This window comes from Acidovorax sp. GW821-FHT10A04 (genome assembly GCF_059415825.1).
The window spans coordinates 126064-144734 of record NZ_JBWKNZ010000003.1 but is presented as its reverse complement, the minus strand read 5'-3'; the positions used below and the strand labels follow the sequence as shown (position 1 = coordinate 144734).

Below are 18671 nucleotides of genomic sequence, written 5' to 3'. Positions count from 1 at the left end.
CTTCAGCCCTTGTGGGTGTCGGGCGCTCCATCGGCAGGGGGTTCCCCCACCCCATACCCCGGATACCCAGCGTCCCCTCCCGCCTCCGCCGCCTCCTGCCGTTCCCTGGCCATCTGCTCCGCCAACTGATTCCTCCCCTCGCGCGCCACGGCGATCATCTTGGCGCGGTCGCGGTGGTGCGGGTACATGCGGTCCGACAGGGCGATGTTGTGCTCCCTGAAGCGCCGGGTCATCTCGGTGGCCTCGTCGGGTGGCAGGCCCATGAGTTCGAGCACGGTGCGGGCGCTGTGCATGCTCGACTCGAACAGCTCGCGCTGCACCAGGGTCACGCCTTCGTCGCGCAGATTGTTCCAGTGGGTGAGGTCGCGCGCGCGGGCCACCACCTGCAGGTGCGGGAAGTGCTTGCGCGCCAGCACGGCGATCTTGACGGATTGCTCGGGGTCGTCCACCGCGATGACGAGGATGCGCGCCTGGCCGGCGCCGGCGATGCGCAGCAGGTCGAGCCTTGTGGCGTCGCCGTAGTGCACGCGGTAGCCGAAGGTGCGTGCCACTTCGAGCATCTCCACGCTGTGGTCGAGCACGGTGGTGCGTATGCCCTGCATCAGCATCACGCGGGCCACGATCTGGCCGTAGCGGCCGAAGCCGGCGATGACGATGGGGGCGTCCTGGGGCTCCGAAATCTCCTCGGCCTCGGGCGCCTTGAGGTGGGCGTAGCGGCGCAGCAGCACGCGGTCCAGCACCACCAGCAGCAAGGGGCTGGCCAGCATCGACAGCGCCACGGCGCCGATCAGCAGCGAGGCGGTTTCGGCGGGGAACACCTGGGCGCCGGCGGCGGCCTGGAACACCACGAAGGCGAACTCGCCGCCCTGGGCCAGCAGCAGCGTGAACACGGGGCGCTCCTGGTAGGGGATGCCCACCGCGCGCGCCAGCGCATAGATCACCACCGCCTTGCAGGCCAGAAAGCCCAGCAGGATGCCGGCCATGAGCCAGGGCGAGCGCATGAGCACGCCAAAGTCGATGCTCATGCCCACGGCAATGAAGAACAGGCCCAGCAGCAGGCCCTTGAAGGGCTCGATATCGGCCTCCAGCTCGCGCCGGTACTCGCTGTCGGCCAGCAGCACGCCGGCCAGAAAGGCTCCCAGCGCCATCGACAGCCCCACCATCACCATCAGCATGGCAATGCCCACCACCAGCAGCAGCGCGGCAGCGGTGAAGACCTCGGGCGTGCGGCTCTTGGCGATCCAGCGCAGCAGGGGGCGCAGCAGCAGGCGGCCGCCGAGAATGATGGCGGCGATCACGCCGACGATCTTGCCCACCTCGAGCAGCACCTCGCCCGGTGAGTGGCTGGCGGTGTCAGCGCCCGCTGCGGCGCCCAGCAGCGGCAGCAGCGCCAGGATGGGGATGGCCGCCACGTCCTGGAACAGCAGGATGGAAAAGCCCGCCTGTCCGCTCGCGGTGCGCATCAGGTTGCGCTCGGCCAGGGTCTGCAGGGCGATCGCCGTGGACGACAGCGCCAGCCCCAGCGCCCCCACCAGGCCCACGCGCCAGGGCAGGCCCACCAGGCTGGCCAGCCCGAATAGCACGGCCGCGCAGCCCAGCACCTGGGCCGTGCCCATGCCGAAGATGGGGCGGCGCAGCGCCCACAGCCGGCTGGGCTGCAGCTCCAGCCCGACGAGAAACAGCATGAGCACCACGCCGAACTCGGCAAAGTGCAGGATGTCCTGCACATTGCTCACCAAGGCGAGGCCCCAGGGCCCGATGGCGATGCCCGCCGCCAGGTAGCCGATGATGGCGCCCAGGCCCAGGGCCTGGGCAATGGGCACGGCGAGCACGGCCGCCGTGAGGTACAGAAAACCGTAGGTGAGCCAGGTAGGTGCGTGTTCCATGGGAGGGTCGGGCGGCTTGTTGTGGTTGGCGATGTGCTGTATGCCCCGGCATTCATTCTGGCATCGTGGCGAATGCTCTGCTTTTGGTAGCGCGATAGGCCCGCAAACGGCTTGGACGGCTGGGCATTGATAAGATGCGTGCCCTTGCTTTTTGTGTGGTGCTCGCTCCATGGATTTCCAGACCTGGTTGGCTTTTTTCGCGGCCTCGTGCCTGATTGCGGTGTCCCCCGGCTCGGGGGCGGTGCTGTCCATGAGCCACGGCCTGTCGTTCGGCGTGCGCAAGACGGGCGCCACCATCCTCGGTCTGCAGCTGGGGCTCTTGCTCATCCTGCTGATCGCAGGGGCGGGCGTGGGCTCGCTGCTGCTGGCGTCGGAGCTGGCCTTCAGCGTGGTCAAGGTGCTGGGCGCCTGCTATTTGATCTATGTGGGCTTCAGCCAGTGGCGCGCGGGCGATGCCTCGCCGCTGCAGGGCGACGAGAAGGAGCCGGCCGGCACCTGGCAAAAGCGCTGCCTCACGGGCTTTCTGACCAATGCGACCAACCCCAAGGGCATCATCTTCATGGTGGCCGTGCTGCCCCAGTTCATGACCGACACGCGCCCACTGTGGACGCAGCTGCTGGTGATGGCCGCCACCACGGTGGCCGTGGACGTGACGGTGATGCACGGCTACGCGGCAGGCGCCAGCGCCATGCGCCGCCTGATGCGCAGCGCGCGTGCCGTGCGCACGCAGAACCGGGTGTTCGGCGGGCTGCTGATGGCGGTGGGCGCAGGCCTCTTTTTCGTCAAGCGCGGCGGTTCCCACGCATAACTGGCTTGCGCAATGCTATCAATTGGGTAGCATCGCGGCAGAGCCGCACCCCGGTGCGCAATTCTTTCCAGCCGATTTCATTGCCAGACCCAACGCAAGGAGTTTCGTGATGCCAGTGATCGTCGTTGCCAACCCGAAGGGGGGCGTGGGCAAGTCCACGCTGTCGACCAATGTGGCGGGCTACTTTGCCCGCCAGGGCCACCCCGTGCTGTTGGGCGACACCGACCGCCAGCAATCCGCGCGCCTGTGGCTGGGCCTGCGCCCGCCGGCCGCGCGGCCCATAGGAGCGTGGGACGTGAGCTCCGATGTGATCAGCAAGCCGCCCAAGGGCACGACGCATGCCGTGCTCGACACCTCGGCCGGGCTGCACGGCTGGCGCCTGACCGACGTGCTCAAGCTGGCCGACAAGATCATCGTGCCGCTGCAGCCTAGCGTGTTCGATATCTTCGCCACGCGCGGTTTCCTGGACCAGCTGACCGAGCACAAGCGTGCCGACGGGGTGCAGGTGGGCATCGTGGGCATGCGCGTGGATGCGCGCACGCGCGCGGCCGACCAGCTGCACCAGTTCGTGGACAACCTGGGGTTTCCGGTGCTGGGCTACCTGCGCGACACGCAGAACTACATCCACCTGGCGGCCCACGGGCTCACGTTGTTCGACGTGGCACCGGGCCGCGTGGCGCGCGACCTGGAGCAGTGGCAGGGCATTTGCACATGGCTGGACGAATGAGTGCTGGACGCATGAGGGTTAGTACCTGTCACTCGGCCGACATGGGACGGCCGGGCCCGGCGCTACATTGGGGCCATGAAAATCTTCCGCTCCTACTCCGAAGTCAGCGCCTGCGTGGGCCAGGAGGTCGCCGTGACCGACTGGATCACCATCACGCAGGAACAGGTCAACCTGTTTGCCCAGGCCACGGGCGACCACCAGTGGATCCATGTGGACCCCGAGCGTGCCAAGGCCGGGCCCTTCGGCGCGCCGATTGCGCACGGCTTCCTCACGCTGTCGCTGATTCCGCGCTTCTTCGAGTCGGGCCTGTCCATCGAGGGCGCGCGCATGGGCGTGAACTATGGCCTGAACAAGGTGCGTTTCACCTCGCCGGTGCCGGTGGGCAGCCGCGTGCGCGCACGCCTGACTTTGCAGGCCGCCGAGCCACTGGCACCCGATGGCATGCAGATGACCTGGCTGGTGACGGTGGAGCGCGAGGGCAGCGACAAGCCCGTGTGCGTGGCCGAATCCCTGGCGCGCAACTACGGCGCAGCGCCTTGAGGGCAGGGCGCCCGGCGCCCTTTCACCCGGCGTCCTCTCATTGTTGGCAGGAGGGCTGAGCCATGGACCGCCTGCAAGCCATGAAAGTATTCGACCGCGTGGTCGATGAGGGCGGCTTTGCCGCTGCCGCGCGCGCGCTCGACATGTCGCCCCCCGTGGTCACCCGCATGGTGGCCGAGCTGGAACAGCACCTGGGCACGCGCCTGCTGCAACGCACCACGCGCAAGGTGGCGCTCACCGATGCGGGCGAGGTCTACCTGCAGCGCGTGCGCAGCATCCTGGGCGAAATCGACGACGCCGAGGCCGAGGCCGTGGCCAGCACGCGCGACCTGCGCGGCACCATCCGCATCGTGGCGCCGCCGGTGCTCACCACCAATTTCCTCGCGCCGCTCACGGCGCTGTGGCATGCGCGCTACCCCAAATTGATGCTGGACATCAGCGTGGATGCGCTGGCCCTGCGCCGCATCGACGAGTTCGACGTGACCATCATGGTGGCGGGCGAGGACTTCGACGCCAACATCGTGGCCCGCGCGCTCATGCACGGCGAGGCCATCGTCGTGGCGTCGCCAGAGTACCTGGCGCGCAAGGGCGTGCCCCAGGTGCCCATGGACCTGCTGCAGCACGAGTACCTGCGCGACACGGGGGCACCCGCGCGCTCGGAGATGGGCGGCGGGCGCAAGCTGCGCCTGCACCCGGCCGTGGGCGACGGCGACTGGCAGGAGGTGGATGCGCCTGCGGTGCTGCAGTCTGACAGCAACGGCGTGCTGCTGCGCGCGGCCATCGATGGCGCGGGCGTGGCGGTCACCGCGCGCCTGCTGATCGAGGAGCAGTTGGCCAGCGGCGAGCTGGTGCAGGTGCTGCCCGAGTGGATCGTCTCGCGCTACACGGTGTATGCGGCGCTGCCCTCGGGCCGCATGCTGCCCGCGCGCACCAAGGTGTTCCTGGACTTCATGTCCGAGCAGGGGCCCCAGGCCATCGCCGACCAGCGCTATCAGCCAGGCTGATACGGATTTGCCTTCAACCGTAAGAACCTGTTCAAGGCCTTTTTGAAGCCGCGTTGGAGTGAAATCGGGCGATTGGACGCCCCGGCTGCTTGCATGGGCATGAGCCCATGCGGCGCATCCGAAGCATCCACTCATCCCGATTGCACTCCAACGCGGCTGCAAAAAGATCTCGAGCAGGTTCTAACGTCGTTGGTTCGCCTTGCCGTGCTACAGCACTGTCTGCGGCTCCCGCCTAGTTATACGATCGAATGCAAATCCGTAGGAGCCGCCGCCGGCTCCATCGCCAGGGGGGCGGGGGCGCTTGTTGCTGCCGCAGCGTTGGCGGCGCCGAAGCTGTTCTGGCGCCAGGCCTCGAACACCGACACCGCCACCGCGTTCGACAGGTTCAGGCTGCGCTGCCCTTCGATCATCGGCAGGCGCAGCCGCTGGGCGGGCGGGAAGGTCTCGCGCAGCTCGGGCGGCAGTCCGCGTGTCTCGGCGCCGAACACCAGCCAGTCGCCGGGCAAGAAGCAGTTGTCGAACAGGTCCTGCGAGCCATGCGTGGTCATGGCGAACATGCGCGCCGGGTCGGGCTGGGCATCGCGCAAGAAGGCCGTCCAGCCCGCATGGCGCAGCACGGCCGTGTACTCGTGGTAGTCCAGGCCGGCGCGGCGCATGAGCCGGTCTTCCATGGAAAAGCCCAGGGGCTCGATGAGGTGCAGCGTGCAGCCTGTGTTGGCCGCCAGCCGGATCACATTGCCGGTGTTGGGCGGAATCTCGGGCTCGACCAGGACGATATGGAACATGCCTGGTATTTTGCTGCGAACCACGCGCTTTGCGGCCGAGGGTTGTAACAAATTACGGGGGGCTCGCGGCGCCGTCGCCCGGCGCCTCGGTGCGTGCGAACACCACGGCGCACAGCGCTGCCACGCCGGCCCCGCGCAGCGCGGTGGCGGCGGCATGCAGCGTGGCGCCGGTGGTCATCACATCGTCGACGAGCACCACCTGCCGGCCGCGCAGGGCGGCGGCCTGCGCGGGCTCCACCGCAAAGGCGCCGCGCAGGTTGCGCAGCCGCTCGGCGCGCGTGAGCTGCACCTGGTGGGCCTGCTGTGCATGGGCATCACCCGCATGCAGGCGCAGCAGCATGCCGGGGTGCGCCTTGGCGGGCGCCAGCTGCCGGGCCAGCAGCAGGGCCTGGTTGAAGCCGCGCTCGCGCAGCCGCTCGACTGACAAAGGGATGGGCAGCACCAGGTCGGCCGCGTCGAGCGCGGGCGCCAGGCCCGGGGTGCTGTGCACCAGCGCCGCCAGTGCGGCGGCCCAGCCGGGGTCGCCGCGGAACTTGAAATCGGCCAGCAGCCCGGACCAGGGGTAGGCATAGTCCACTGCGGCCAGGCAGCGGTCGAGCGGCGGTGGTGCCCGCAGGCAGGCGCCGCACACCTGCACGCCTTCGGGCACACGCAGTGCGCAGTGCGCGCAGCGCGGCACCCGCTGCGCGAAGCGGGCCGTGCAGGCCGGGCAGATGCGCGTGGCCGGCCAGGCGTGGCACACGGCGCACTGGCTGGGCAGGGCGCCTGCCAGCGCGCCGAGCCCGCGGCCCAGCCCCCATCGCCTGGATAGCCCCGTGAACGCCTTGAACTGCATGAGTCAATATACTCGTTGGACCCCGCCGGTTCCTACGACATGCCCACAGAGCGCCCCCCCACGATCGACCCCCTTGCCGCGGCCCGCTGGCATGCCACCGCGCCCGCCGCCGCCCCCTGGCTCCATGAAGAGGTGGCGCGCCGCATGGAAGACCGCCTGCAGTGGATACGCCAGGCCCCCGCGTCCTGGTGCCACTGGGACCCCGTGCGCGGCGGCCTGCAGGGCCATGCGCTGGTGAGCACCCGCTATCCCAAGGCGGCCTGGCAGGTGGCCGAGACCGCGGCGCACTGCGTGCCCGTGGCCGAGCAGGCGTTGGCCCGGCCCTGGTGGAGTCCGGCGCGCTGGACCGGGCCGGCACCGGCCTTCGGCCTGCCGGCCGACGCCAGCATGCAGATGCTCTGGGCCAACATGGCGCTGCACATGGCGGCCGACCCGCAGGCCCTCATAGCCCAGTGGCACCGCGCGCTGGCGACGGATGGCTACCTGATGTTCTCGTGCCTGGGGCCCGACACCGCGCGCGAGCTGCACGGCGTGTACACCGCCATGGGCTGGCCGCCGGCCGGCCATGCCTTCACCGACATGCACGACTGGGGCGACATGCTGGTGCACGCCGGCTTTGCCGAACCGGTGATGGACATGGAGCGCATCACGCTCACCTTCGCCACGCCCGTGCGCCTGCTGCAGGAGCTGCGCGAACTGGGCTGCAACCTGCACCCCGGCCGCTTCGGCGCATTGCGCGGGCGCGGCTGGCGCGAGCGCCTGCACGCCGCCCTGGTGCAGCACCTGGCCGACCCGGCGCAGGATGGGCAGCTGGCACTGACTTTCGAGATCATCTACGGCCATGCCTTCAAGCCCGCGCCGCGCCTGAAAATGAGCGCCAGCAGCGCGGTCTCGCTCCAGGACATGCGCGCCATGCTGGCCACCGGTACAGGTAGAAGTACCGGGTAGCTGCGTGTCAATGACATGGAACAAGGCACGCTACAATTCAGGGTTATTGGGATTTCGGGCATCTTCCCGCGCAACGTGGCGGGCTGCGCATGCTGCGCCAGTGGCTTTCCTGGTGTGGTCTGCAGCCGGCAGTCTTGTGGGCACCTCCGGTGACAGGCTTGGTTTTTCGTTTTGCCACTGTCTCGGGTCAGCGCATCGATTGGCGCCTGGCCCGCAACTGCTCGGTCACCCCCGCGCAGATGGGCTGGATGTACCTGTCGCTGTGTTCGGTTTCACTGGGCATTGCAACGTTCTTCTGGATGCTCGGAGCCCGTCTGGTCATGCCCTTCGCATGGCTGGAGATGGCAGTTGTAGGTTTGGCATTCGCCATGTACGGACGTCATGCGGCCGATGGCGAGAGGATTTCACTGCAGGGCTCGCGCCTGGTGGTGGAGTTGGAGACAGCAGGCAAGCTCGAGCGCGCCGAATTCGACCGGAGCTGGGTTCGCGTAGAACCCAAGACCGGCGACCGGTCGCTGATCACCTTGTCTGCACAGGGCCGATCGGTGGAGGTGGGGCGCTATGTGCGCCCCGAGCTTCGACCGGCCCTGGCATCGGAGATCCGCATGGCCTTGCGCGCAGCCTGACCCCACGCAGGCGCGCCAGCAGGGATTGGTTAATTTGAGGCTTAGAAGTAAGTGAGAACTATGAAGAGCATTTCCAATAAGCTGGCTTCTCTGCTGCTGATTGCCGGTACATGGGTAGGCGGCGTGGCCCATGCCGTTCAAGACCTGCCTGGCGGTCCCGCAGTCAACCAGCTCAATCTGCATCCTCCGGTCACCAAGATTGCCGAGGAGCAGCATTTCCTGCATTGGATGATGCTCGTCATCTGCACGGTGATCTTCGTAGCCGTCTTCGCCGTGATGTTCTATTCCATCTGGAAGCATCGCAAGTCCAAGGGCGCCAAGGCCGCCAATTTCCATGAATCCGTGACCGTCGAAGTGGTCTGGACCATCATCCCCTTCATCATCGTGATCCTCATGGCCCTGCCCGCCACCAAGGTGCTGGTGGCGCAGAAGGACACGACCAACGCCGACCTCACCATCAAGACCACGGGCTACCAGTGGAAGTGGGGCTACGACTACATCACCGGCGAGGGCGAGGGCCTGGCCTTCATCTCCACGCTGGACAGCAGCCACCGCGTGATGTCCGACAGCGGCAAGGTCGCCGACGCGCCTGCCGACTACCTGCTCAAGGTGGACAACCCGATGGTGGTGCCGGTCAACAAGAAGATCCGCATCATCACCACCGCCAACGACGTGATCCACGCCTTCATGGTGCCTGCCTTCGGCATCAAGCAGGACGCGATCCCCGGCTTCGTGCGCGACACCTGGTTCCGCGCCGAGAAGATCGGCGACTTCTACGGCCAGTGCGCCGAGCTGTGCGGCAAGGAACACGCCTACATGCCCATCCACGTGAAGGTCGTGTCCGCCGAGGACTACACCGTCTGGGTGGCCGACCAGCGCAAGAAGGCCGCCGCCAAGCTCGACGACCCGACCAAGGTCTGGACGCTGGAAGACATCCTCAAGCGCGGCGAGAAGGTCTATGCCGCCAACTGCGCCGCCTGTCACCAGGCCAACGGCAAGGGCGCAGGCCCGATCAAGCCGCTGGACGGCTCGGCCGTGGTGCTCGATGCCGACCATGCCAAGCAGATCCAGATCGTGCTCAAGGGCGCGGCCAACGGTGCCATGCCCGCCTGGGGCCAGCTGAGCGACACGGACATCGCCGCCGTGGTCAGCTACACCAAGAACACCTGGTCCAACAAGACCGGCCAGCTGGTGCAGCCCGCCGAAATCGTCGCCCAGCGTGGCAAGTAATCACCGCCCCAACGTATTGAGGAATTCACAATGAGCGCAGTTCTCGACAACCACGGGCACGGTGGCGACCACGCACACGACGACCATGGCCACCATGGCCCCACCGGCTGGCGCCGCTGGGTGTATGCCACCAACCACAAGGACATCGGTACCCTGTACCTGCTGTTCGCCTTCACCATGCTCATGGTCGGCGGCGTGCTGGCCCTCTTGATCCGCGCCGAGCTGTTCCAGCCCGGCCTGCAACTGGTCAACCCCGAGCTGTTCAACCAGCTGACCACCATGCACGGCCTGATCATGGTGTTCGGCGCCATCATGCCGGCCTTCGTGGGCTTTGCGAACTGGATGATCCCGCTGCAGATCGGCGCATCCGACATGGCCTTCGCGCGCATGAACAACTTCAGCTTCTGGCTGATGATCCCCGCCGCAGCGATGCTGGTGGGCTCGTTCTTCATGCCCGGCGGCGCACCGGCTGCCGGCTGGACGCTGTACGCACCGCTGACGCTGCAGATGGGCCCCTCGATGGATGCCGGCATCTTCGCCATGCACATCCTGGGTGCTTCGTCCATCATGGGCTCGATCAACATCATCGTGACCATCCTGAACATGCGCGCCCCCGGCATGACGCTGATGAAGATGCCCATGTTCGCCTGGACCTGGCTCATCACCGCCTACCTGCTGATCGCCGTGATGCCCGTGCTGGCCGGCGCCATCACCATGACGCTGACGGACCGCCATTTCGGCACCAGCTTCTTCAACCCCGCCGGCGGCGGTGACCCGGTGATGTACCAGCACATCTTCTGGTTCTTCGGCCACCCCGAGGTGTACATCATGATCTTGCCGGCCTTCGGCATCGTGAGCCAGATCGTGCCCGCGTTCGCGCGCAAGAAGCTGTTCGGCTACGCCTCCATGGTGTATGCCACCTCGTCCATCGCCATTCTGTCGTTCATCGTGTGGGCCCACCACATGTTCACCACCGGCATGCCCGTGACCGGCCAGCTGTTCTTCATGTACGCCACCATGCTGATCTCGGTGCCCACGGCCGTGAAGATCTTCAACTGGATCGCCACCATGTGGCGCGGCTCCATGACGTTCGAGACCCCCATGCTGTTCGCCGTGGGCTTCATCTTCGTGTTCACCATGGGTGGCTTCACCGGCCTGATCCTGGCCATGGCACCGATCGACATCCAGCTGCAGGATACCTACTACGTGGTGGCCCACTTCCACTACGTGCTGGTGGCCGGTTCGCTGTTCTCGATGTTCGCTGGCGTGTACTACTGGCTGCCCAAGTGGACGGGCCACATGTACTCCGAGACGCGCGGCCAGATCCACTTCTGGGGCTCGTTGATCACCTTCAACATCACCTTCTTCCCGATGCACTTCCTGGGTCTGGCCGGCATGCCCCGCCGCTACGCCGACTACCCCATGCAGTTCGCCGACTTCAACGCCATCGCCTCGGTGGGTGCCTTCGGTTTCGGCCTGATGCAGGTGTACTTCTTCCTGGCCGTGGTGCTGCCCGCCATGATGGGCAAGGGTGCGGCTGCTCCCGCCAAGCCATGGGACGGCGCCGAGGGTCTGGAATGGGAAGTGCCATCGCCCGCACCGTTCCACACCTTCGAGACCCCGCCCAAGCTGGACGCAACCGCGACCCGCGTGATCGGCTGAAGACTATGCCCACGACCCCCGAACAGAAGAAGAGCAACCTGCGCCTGGGCCTGATCCTGGCGTCGATCGCTGCTGCCTTCTTCATCGGGTTCATGGTCAAGATGGTCCTGCTGTCCTCCCGCTGAAGCAGTAGAAGGCCCTGGACCCACGCCATGAACCTGCGCCGCGAAAACGCCAAGATGGTCGGCAAGCTGGTCGTGATCGCGGCCGGCATGTTCGCCTTCGGCTACGTGCTGATCCCCATCTACAAGCACATCTGCGAGATGACGGGGATCAACATCCTGTCGCTGTCCGAGCGCCAGGTGCCCGGCAACGGCGTGGCCGGCAAGGACGTGAAGGTGCCCGCCAACACGCAGGTGGACAAGAGCCGCACCATCACCGTCGAGTTCGACGCCAATGCGCGCGGCCCCTGGGACTTCAAGCCCGCCCAGCGCTCGGTGCAGGTGCACCCCGGCGAGCTGACGACGGTGATGTACGAGTTCCAGAACGTGCAGAACCGCCGCATGGCCGCCCAGGCCATCCCGAGCTACGCACCGCGCCAGGCGGCAGCGCATTTCAACAAGCTGGAGTGCTTCTGCTTCAACCAGTACGTGCTGGAGCCCGGCGAGAAAAAGGAATGGCCCGTGGCCTTCGTGATCGACCCGCGGCTGTCCAAGGACGTCACGACGATCACCCTGTCCTACACCTTCTTCGAAGTCGGCGGCAAGACGCCTGCGGCGCCCGAATCCACGGCGGCAGCGCCCGCGCTGCAGCATCCCGCTACTGAAGGGGCCGGCTCATGAGCGCCCCCTCGCCGGTACAGCGCAAGGGCTCGCTGCTGCGCACCATCCGCGCGGTGGCCTGGTCCTTCATCGGCCTGCGCAAGGGCAGTGAGTATGCGCAGGACGTCGAGAAGCTCAACCCGGTGCACATCATCGTGGTCGGGCTGGTCGCGGTGTTCCTGCTGGTGATCGGGCTGATCGCCCTGGTGAATTTCATTGTGTGACGGCGCGGCTTAGGCAAGACAGATACCGAGCGTCCCCACGAGTACCGATAACAAAAGATTTTGAGATTCAGGAGCTGAAATGAGTGCATCAACCCCCGGAACGACACCGTACTACTACGTGCCCGCCGAGTCGCGCCATCCGGCGATGGCGGCTGCCGGCCTGTTCTTCGTGATCCTGGGCGCGGGCCAGTGGATCAATGGCCACGACTGGGGCAAGTACTCCCTGGCGCTGGGCCTGGTCTGGTGGCTGTTCGTGCTCTACCAGTGGTTCGGCGACGCCATCCGCGAAAGCGAAGGCGGCCTGTACGGCCACAAGATCGACCTGTCGTACCGCTGGAGCATGAGCTGGTTCATCTTCTCGGAGGTGATGTTCTTCGGCGCCTTCTTCTCGGCCCTGTGGTGGGCGCGTTCGCACTCGGTGCCGGCCCTGGGCAGCCTGGACAATGCGCTGCTGTGGCCCGACTTCAAGGCCGTGTGGCCCAGCATCGCCGCCGGCGCCACGGCCTCGCCCGCCGGCATCGTCGAGCCCTTCCAGACCGTGGGCCCCTTCTGGCTGCCCACCATCAACACCGCGCTGCTGCTGACCTCGGGCGTGACGCTGACCATCGCCCACCACGCGCTGCGCGAAAACCACCGCGGCAAGACCATCGCCTTCATGTGGGCCACCGTGCTGCTGGGCTTCGTCTTCCTGTGCGTGCAGGGCTACGAGTACTACCACCTGTACACCGACCTGAACCTCAAGCTCAGCTCGGGCGTGTTCGGCTCCACCTTCTTCATGCTCACCGGCTTCCACGGCTTCCACGTGTTCCTGGGCATGCTGATGCTGCTGTTCATCACCCTGCGCCTGCAAAAGGGCCACTTCACCCCCGAGAAGCACTTCGGCTTCGAAGGCGCTGCCTGGTACTGGCACTTCGTGGACGTGGTCTGGCTCGGCCTGTACGTGCTGGTCTACTGGATGTAAGGTCCGGCACCCATGAAAAAAGCGCCGCGAGGCGCTTTTTTTGTGCCGGCCAGGCGGATAGGGTCAGCGTGTGCTGGCGGGCAGGCCGGTGGGCTGGATATAGCCCAGTTGCCATGCGACGAGAATGCACAGGAACAGTGCGATGGACAGCCCCACCCGGATGGCCAGCGCCCACGCCATGCGGTGGCCCTTGGCCTTGTCGTCGCTGGCATCCTTGCCGCCGCGCATCATGAAGAACAGGGCCGAGGCCAGGCTGGCCAGGATGGCGATGAAGGTCAGCACAACGAGGTATTTCATGGAGCACATTATCCCGTGACCCACACGCAACGCGCCCTGGGCCCGCTTTTCTGGCTGATCCTGCTGGCCGCGCTGGCCGGCATGCTGGCCACGGCCTCGCTCGGGCGCTGGCAGCTTTCGCGCGCGGCCGAGAAAGAGGCACTGCAGGCCCGCATCGACGAGCGCACGCGCCAGCCGGCCATCGGCGGCCAGGCGCTGCTGGCCCCGGCCTCTGCCGAGGCGCAGCAGGCCCTGGTGCACCGCGCCGTGGCCCTGCAGGGGCGCTGGCTGGCCCAGCACACCGTGTACCTGGACAACCGGCAGATGCAGGGCCGGCCCGGCTTCTTCGTGATCACGCCCCTTCAGCTGGTCGATTCCGGTGCCGTGGTGCTGGTGCAGCGCGGCTGGGCGCCGCGCAATTTCCAGGACCGCATGCAGCTGCCGCCGGTGCAGACGGATGCAGGCGTGGTGCAGGTCGCGGGCCGCGTGGCGCTGCCGCCTTCGCGCCTGTACGAGTTCGAGGGCGGCGACAGCGCCAAGGGGTCTTCCCGCATCCGGCAAAATCTCGACCTGGCTGCCTTCGGGGCAGAGACGGGCCTTGCGCTGGCGCCCCTCACGGTCTTGCAGACCGGGGTTGCCGCCGAAGGGCTGCTGCGCGACTGGCCCGTCATCGGCGCGGGCGTCGACAAACACTACGGTTACGCATTTCAATGGTTCGGGCTCTGCGGCCTGATTGCACTCCTCTATGTCTGGTTCCAAATCGTCCGACGCTTCCTTCGCCCACGCCGCCAGCCAGGCGCCTGAGCGCCCCGGCAACGGCGCGGCCCACCCGCTGGGGCTCACGGTGCACAGCCTGCCCGAGGCGGGCGATGCCGTCGCCGGCAGCCAGCGCACGCGCCATGGCCGCCTGAAGATGTTCGGCGTGCTGCTGATCTGCGCCGCCCCGGTGGTCGCCTCCTACTTCACCTACTACGTGATCCGGCCCGAGGGCCGCCGCGTCTACGGCGAGCTCATCAACCCCCAGCGCACCATGCCCGAACTGGTGGGCACCTCGCTCGAGGGCAAGCCCGTGCCGCTGGCTTCGCTCAAGGGCCAGTGGCTGCTGGTCAGCGTGGCCGGTGGCGACTGCAACGAGCCCTGCCAGAAGCACCTGTACCTGCAGCGCCAGCTGCGCGAAACCCTGGGCCGTGAGAAGGACCGTGTCGAGTGGGTCTGGCTCGTCAACGACGCCGCCCTGCCGCCGCCGCTGCTGGCACCGGCCCTGCAGCAGGCCACCGTGCTGCGCCTGGCCCCCGAGGCCGTGGCAGGCTGGCTGGCGCCCGCCGCAGGCCAGGCGCTGCCGGACCACCTGTACGTGGTGGACCCCATGGGCAACTTCATGATGCGCTTTCCCGCCTCGATGGACCGCAGCGGCGCGGCCAAGGCCAAGCGCGACCTCGACCGCCTGCTGCGCGCGTCCTCTTCGTGGGACGAGGCCGGCCGGCCCACCAAGCCATGACCGACGCCCAGCCCCTGTACGACCTGGCGCCGCTGGCCCGGCTCATGCTGCTGGGCGTGCTCATCGCCCTCGGCCCGCTGGTCTGGGTGTGGCTGCGCAACCGCAACAGCACGCCGCTCAAGCGCCTGCAGGCGCTCACCGTGCTCACGCTGTTCCTCACCTTCGACTTGGTGCTGTTCGGCGCCTTCACGCGGCTCACCGATTCGGGCCTGGGCTGTCCCGACTGGCCCGGCTGCTACGGCAGTGCCAGCCCTGTGGGCGCACGCGCCGAGATTGCTGCCGCGCAGGAGGCCATGCCCACCGGCCCCGTCACCCACGGCAAGGCCTGGGTGGAGATGGTGCACCGCTACCTTGCCACGGGCGTGGGCGTGCTCATCATCGCTATCACCGTGGCCTCCTGGGTGCAGCGCCGCCAGGCCCGGCGCCAGGGCGTGGCCGAGCCGCCCATCAGCCCCTGGTGGCCCACCTTCACGCTGTTCTGGGTGTGCCTGCAGGGCGCCTTCGGCGCGCTCACGGTCACCATGAAGCTGTTCCCGGCCATCGTCACGCTGCACCTCATTGGCGGCCTGGTGCTGCTGGCCCTGCTGTGCGTGCAGGCCGTGCGCCATGCCCACTGGGCCCAGGGCCGGGTGGCCGAGCGCGTCACCCCCGCGCTGCGCCAGGGCCTGGTGTGGGCCACCGTGCTCGTGTCCGTGCAGATTGTGCTCGGCGGTTGGGTGAGCACCAACTACGCCGTGCTGGCCTGCACCAGCTTCCCGACCTGCCAGGACAGTTGGTGGCCGGCCATGGACTTTGCCCAGGGCTTCCAGGTCTGGCGCAAGCTGGGCCTGCTGCAGGACGGCAGCCACATCAGCTTTGCCGGCCTCACCGCCATCCACTACGTGCACCGGCTCATGGCCTATGTGGTGCTGGCCGCTCTGCTGGCACTGGTCTGGCGCATGCGCACGGCCGCCGTGCTGCCGGTGCAGGCGCGCTGGCTGCTGGCGCTGTCGCTGGCACAGCTGGCCACCGGCCTGTCCAACGTCGTGCTCGGCTGGCCGCTGGCGGCTGCCGTGCTGCACACCGGCGGCGCAGCCGCCATGGTGGTGGTGCTGACCTGGGCGCTCGCGTCCAGCCGCGCGGCCACCACGCCGCAAGAAGAAGAGTCCCAAGCGCCATCGCGCGCATCGAGAAGAGTGTCCGCATGAGTGTCGCCCCCGCCGCCCTTTCGTCGCCGCCCTCGCGCGTGGCGCAGTTCTATGCCCTGACCAAGCCACGCGTGGTGCAGCTCATCGTGTTCTGCGCGCTCATCGGCATGGTGCTGGCCGTGCCCGGCCTGCCCACCGGCGCGCAGTTCGGGCGCATGGCCATCGCCTGCCTCGGTGTGTGGCTGGTGGCCGGTGCCGCAGCCGCCTTCAACTGCATCGTGGAGCAGGGCATCGACGCCAAGATGAAGCGCACCGCCTGGCGCCCCACGGCCAAGGGCGAGCTGTCCAATTCGCAGACCCTGCTGTTCTCGGCCGTGCTGTGCGGCGCCGGCTCGGCCCTGCTGTACTTTGCCGTGAACCCGCTGACCATGTGGCTCACGTTTGCCACCTTCGTCGGCTATGCGGTCATCTACACCGTGATCTTGAAGCCGCTGACGCCGCAGAACATCGTCATCGGCGGCGCCTCGGGCGCCATGCCACCGGTGCTGGGCTGGTCGTCGATGACGGGCGACGTGGGCCCCGAGGCGCTGATCCTGTTCCTCATCATCTTCTTGTGGACGCCGCCGCACTTCTGGGCGCTGGCGCTGTACCGCGTGGAGGACTACCGCAAGTCCGGCCTGCCCATGCTGCCCGTGACCCACGGCAACGAGTTCACGCGGCTGCAGGTGTTCCTGTACACGCTGATCCTGTTCGCCGGCTGCCTCATGCCCTTCGTCTACGGCATGAGCTCGTGGATCTATCTGATCGCCGCCGTGCTGCTCTCGGCGGGCTTCTGCGGCTATGGCTTTGCGCTGTGGCGCAAGTACTCCGACGCGCTGGCGCGCAAGACCTTCCGCTTTTCCCTCATCCACCTGAGCGTGCTGTTCGCCGCGCTGCTGGTGGACCACTACGTGCTCTGAAGCCCCACACCATGATGCAGAAACGAAACGCCCTGAAAGCCATCGCCCTGGGCACCGCCGCACTCGCCGGCGGCACGCTGCTCACCGCCTGCTTCGACAGGAAGGAGCAGGCGCTGCAGTTCCGTGGCGTGGACGTGACCGGCGCCGACTACGCGCGCGACCTGCCGCTGACCGACCACAACGGCCAGGCGCGCAGCATGAAGGACTTTGCCGGCAAGGTGGTGGTGGTGTTCTTCGGCTTCACCCAGTGCCCGGACGTGTGCCCCACTGCCATGGCCGAGCTGGCCGAGGTGAAAAAGGCCCTGGGCAAGGACGGCGAGCGCCTGCAGGGCCTGTTCGTCACCGTGGACCCCGAGCGCGACACGCCTGAGGTGCTCAAGGCCTACATGGCCAACTTCGACCCGAGCTTCCTGGCGCTGCGCGGCACCCCCGAGCAGCTGGCCGCCGTGGCCAAGGACTTCAAGATCTACTACAAGAAGGTCGAAGGCAAGACCCCCACTAGCTACACCATGGACCACTCGGCCGGCAGCTACATCTACGACCCGGCCGGCCGCCTGCGCATCTACAACCGCTACGGCAGTGGCGCCCAGGCGCTGACCGAGGATGTGAAGGCGCTGCTGAACGCCGCTGCCTGAACGGCGCCCCTGAAAAAAAGCCCTCCCTCGCCATGCTGGCGTGGGAGGGCTGCCGGGGCCGGTGGGCTTATTCGGCCTTGATCCCGCGCATGGCGATCACGCCGCCCAGCAGGTTGGTATCGGCCTTGATGCGGTTGGCCAGGCCTTCGGGCGAGGTGCCCACCACCTGCCAGCCCTGCTGGAACAGCTTGCTGCGCACGTCGGCGCTGCGCGCGATCTCGCTGATGAGCGCGGCCACCTTGGCCTGGATGGGCTTGGGCATGGTGGCCGGGGCCGCAAACGCATTCCAGATCTCCAGGTTGTAGTTGGTGATGCCGGCCTCTGCCAGGCTGGGCACGTCGGGCACCAGCGGGCTGCGGCCGGAGGAGGTGACGCCGATGGCGCGCAGCTTGCCGGCCTTGATCTGGGCCTGGGCCAGGGCCGGGGGCAGCAGGGCCATCTGCAGCTGGCCGCCGAGCATGGCCGTGGCCACCTGGGGGTAGCCGGGGTAGGGCACGTGCACGGGGTTGATGTTGCTGCGCGACTTGAGCAGCTCGGTGCCGATGTGGCCCACGGTGCCCACACCGGGGGTGCCGTAGCTCCACTTGTCGCCGCCGTTGCGTGCGGCCACGAAGAATTCGCGGGCGTCGGCCGTGGCCGGCACGCCGGGCTGGCTCACGGGCGCGGTCAGCACCAGGGGCGAGGTGCCGATCAGGCTCAGCGGCGCCAGGTCCTTGATGGGGTCGTAGGGCACGGCGGGGTTGAGCATCTTGGCGATGGTCATGTTGCCGTTGATCATCAGGCCGATGGTGTGGTCGTCACGGGCCTTGGCCACGGCATCGGCGCCGATGTTGCCACCCGCGCCCACCTTGTTCTCCACGATCACCGGCTGGCCCAGCGCCTTGGACAGGGGCTCGGCGATGGTGCGCGCCGTCAGGTCGGGCGAGGAGCCGGCCGGGAAGCCGACGATGATGCGCACCGGCTTGGTCGGCCAGGCCACGGGTGCTGCTGCCGCTGCCGCCACCGAGGGGGCCGCAGGCTTGGCGGCAGGTTTCTGTGGGGCTTGCTGGGCGATGGCCCAGGGGGACGACAGGGCAGCGATCGCCAGTGCCAGGGCAGCGCGGCGGGGAACAACAGGGCGTGACAAGAGCATCTCCTTGAAAGTGATCTGCAGCGGCTGCAACGCCAAAGCAAAAGGGC

22 protein-coding genes are annotated in these 18671 nt (G+C 67.6%); 17 read left to right on the top strand and 5 right to left on the bottom strand.

Translation table 11 applies throughout. The annotated features are described in order from the left end of the window. Positions 1-2 precede the first annotated feature (2 nt). On the bottom strand, positions 3-1886 hold the full coding sequence (gene kefC, locus AC07PF_RS08295) for a glutathione-regulated potassium-efflux system protein KefC (protein ID WP_494611504.1): 1884 nt from the start codon (positions 1884-1886) through the stop codon (positions 3-5). A 169-nt stretch (positions 1887-2055) separates the two neighbouring features. Between kefC and AC07PF_RS08290 the strand changes: the two genes are divergently transcribed. The 4 genes from AC07PF_RS08290 to AC07PF_RS08275 all read left to right on the top strand — a co-directional run bounded on the left by AC07PF_RS08290 (position 2056) and on the right by AC07PF_RS08275 (position 4965). Then, complete coding sequence (locus AC07PF_RS08290; protein ID WP_494611503.1) at positions 2056-2694, top strand: LysE family transporter; 639 nt, start codon at positions 2056-2058, stop codon at positions 2692-2694. 109 nt (positions 2695-2803) lie between these two features. Beyond that, positions 2804-3421, top strand: coding sequence for a nucleotide-binding protein (locus AC07PF_RS08285; protein WP_494611501.1), 618 nt, complete (start codon positions 2804-2806; stop codon positions 3419-3421). 75 nt (positions 3422-3496) lie between these two features. Continuing rightward, a complete protein-coding gene (locus AC07PF_RS08280; protein WP_145695664.1) occupies positions 3497-3961 on the top strand; it encodes a MaoC family dehydratase in 465 nt (154 codons plus the stop codon). A gap of 62 nt (positions 3962-4023) precedes the next feature. Further along, positions 4024-4965, top strand: coding sequence for a LysR family transcriptional regulator (locus AC07PF_RS08275; RefSeq protein ID WP_007859059.1), 942 nt, complete (start codon positions 4024-4026; stop codon positions 4963-4965). A 236-nt stretch (positions 4966-5201) separates the two neighbouring features. On the opposite strand, the gene AC07PF_RS08270 is transcribed toward AC07PF_RS08275, so the two are convergent. Together AC07PF_RS08270 and AC07PF_RS08265 are read right to left on the bottom strand one after the other, a co-directional pair. Further along, the gene (locus AC07PF_RS08270; protein WP_494611500.1) at positions 5202-5750 is read right to left on the bottom strand and encodes a tRNA (cytidine(34)-2'-O)-methyltransferase; all 549 of its coding nucleotides are present in this window, start codon (positions 5748-5750) and stop codon (positions 5202-5204) included. Positions 5751-5802: 52 nt separating this feature from the next. Beyond that, positions 5803-6585 carry a phosphoribosyltransferase family protein gene (locus AC07PF_RS08265; RefSeq protein ID WP_494611499.1) on the bottom strand — a complete coding sequence of 261 codons (783 nt, stop codon included), beginning with the start codon at positions 6583-6585 and terminating at the stop codon, positions 5803-5805. A gap of 39 nt (positions 6586-6624) precedes the next feature. On the opposite strand from AC07PF_RS08265, the gene AC07PF_RS08260 reads away from it, so the two are divergent. The 8 genes from AC07PF_RS08260 to AC07PF_RS08225 all read left to right on the top strand — a co-directional run bounded on the left by AC07PF_RS08260 (position 6625) and on the right by AC07PF_RS08225 (position 12997). Further along, positions 6625-7533, top strand: a complete 909-nt coding sequence (locus tag AC07PF_RS08260) for a biotin synthase (protein WP_494611498.1) — start codon at positions 6625-6627, stop codon at positions 7531-7533. Between the two features lie 89 nt (positions 7534-7622). Next, complete coding sequence (locus AC07PF_RS08255; protein WP_007859054.1) at positions 7623-8159, top strand: DUF2244 domain-containing protein; 537 nt, start codon at positions 7623-7625, stop codon at positions 8157-8159. Positions 8160-8219: 60 nt separating this feature from the next. Continuing rightward, positions 8220-9389 carry a cytochrome c oxidase subunit II gene (gene coxB, locus AC07PF_RS08250; RefSeq protein WP_145695660.1) on the top strand — a complete coding sequence of 390 codons (1170 nt, stop codon included), beginning with the start codon at positions 8220-8222 and terminating at the stop codon, positions 9387-9389. A 30-nt stretch (positions 9390-9419) separates the two neighbouring features. After that, positions 9420-11051, top strand: coding sequence for a cytochrome c oxidase subunit I (gene ctaD, locus AC07PF_RS08245; RefSeq protein ID WP_007859052.1), 1632 nt, complete (start codon positions 9420-9422; stop codon positions 11049-11051). 5 nt (positions 11052-11056) lie between these two features. Next, entirely contained in the window at positions 11057-11176 is a 120-nt protein-coding gene (locus tag AC07PF_RS08240) for a cytochrome oxidase small assembly protein (protein ID WP_007859051.1), read from the top strand. 27 nt (positions 11177-11203) lie between these two features. After that, positions 11204-11833 carry a cytochrome c oxidase assembly protein gene (locus AC07PF_RS08235; protein WP_494611497.1) on the top strand — a complete coding sequence of 210 codons (630 nt, stop codon included), beginning with the start codon at positions 11204-11206 and terminating at the stop codon, positions 11831-11833. Further along, the gene (locus AC07PF_RS08230) at positions 11830-12036 is read left to right on the top strand and encodes a DUF2970 domain-containing protein (RefSeq protein WP_494611496.1); all 207 of its coding nucleotides are present in this window, start codon (positions 11830-11832) and stop codon (positions 12034-12036) included. Before AC07PF_RS08235 ends, AC07PF_RS08230 begins: the two co-directional genes overlap by 4 nt. Positions 12037-12115: 79 nt before the next feature. Next, entirely contained in the window at positions 12116-12997 is an 882-nt protein-coding gene (locus tag AC07PF_RS08225) for a cytochrome c oxidase subunit 3 (protein WP_007859047.1), read from the top strand. 63 nt (positions 12998-13060) lie between these two features. Here AC07PF_RS08225 and AC07PF_RS08220 read toward each other — a convergent pair whose 3' ends face one another. Beyond that, positions 13061-13294, bottom strand: coding sequence for a twin transmembrane helix small protein (locus AC07PF_RS08220; protein WP_494611495.1), 234 nt, complete (start codon positions 13292-13294; stop codon positions 13061-13063). 15 nt (positions 13295-13309) lie between these two features. Between AC07PF_RS08220 and AC07PF_RS08215 the strand changes: the two genes are divergently transcribed. From AC07PF_RS08215 to AC07PF_RS08195, 5 genes are read left to right on the top strand one after another with little or no spacing between them, the layout of a single operon-like run. Further along, positions 13310-14077: an SURF1 family protein gene (locus AC07PF_RS08215; RefSeq protein ID WP_007859045.1), complete on the top strand. Its 768-nt coding sequence runs from the start codon at positions 13310-13312 to the stop codon at positions 14075-14077. Further along, positions 14019-14771 carry a redox-active disulfide-containing membrane protein gene (locus AC07PF_RS08210; RefSeq protein ID WP_494611494.1) on the top strand — a complete coding sequence of 251 codons (753 nt, stop codon included), beginning with the start codon at positions 14019-14021 and terminating at the stop codon, positions 14769-14771. The genes AC07PF_RS08215 and AC07PF_RS08210 overlap by 59 nt, the downstream gene beginning before the upstream one ends. Continuing rightward, positions 14768-15958: a COX15/CtaA family protein gene (locus tag AC07PF_RS08205; protein WP_494611493.1), complete on the top strand. Its 1191-nt coding sequence runs from the start codon at positions 14768-14770 to the stop codon at positions 15956-15958. The genes AC07PF_RS08210 and AC07PF_RS08205 overlap by 4 nt, the downstream gene beginning before the upstream one ends. Continuing rightward, positions 15955-16857, top strand: coding sequence for a heme o synthase (gene cyoE / locus AC07PF_RS08200; RefSeq protein ID WP_494611492.1), 903 nt, complete (start codon positions 15955-15957; stop codon positions 16855-16857). Before AC07PF_RS08205 ends, cyoE begins: the two co-directional genes overlap by 4 nt. 11 nt (positions 16858-16868) lie before the next feature. Then, positions 16869-17492, top strand: a complete 624-nt coding sequence (locus AC07PF_RS08195; protein ID WP_494611491.1) for an SCO family protein — start codon at positions 16869-16871, stop codon at positions 17490-17492. Between the two features lie 67 nt (positions 17493-17559). Here AC07PF_RS08195 and AC07PF_RS08190 read toward each other — a convergent pair whose 3' ends face one another. Next, positions 17560-18624 (bottom strand): Bug family tripartite tricarboxylate transporter substrate binding protein, encoded by a 1065-nt coding sequence (locus AC07PF_RS08190; protein WP_081497280.1) that lies wholly within the window; start codon positions 18622-18624, stop codon positions 17560-17562. Between the last annotated feature and the right edge of the window lie 47 nt (positions 18625-18671).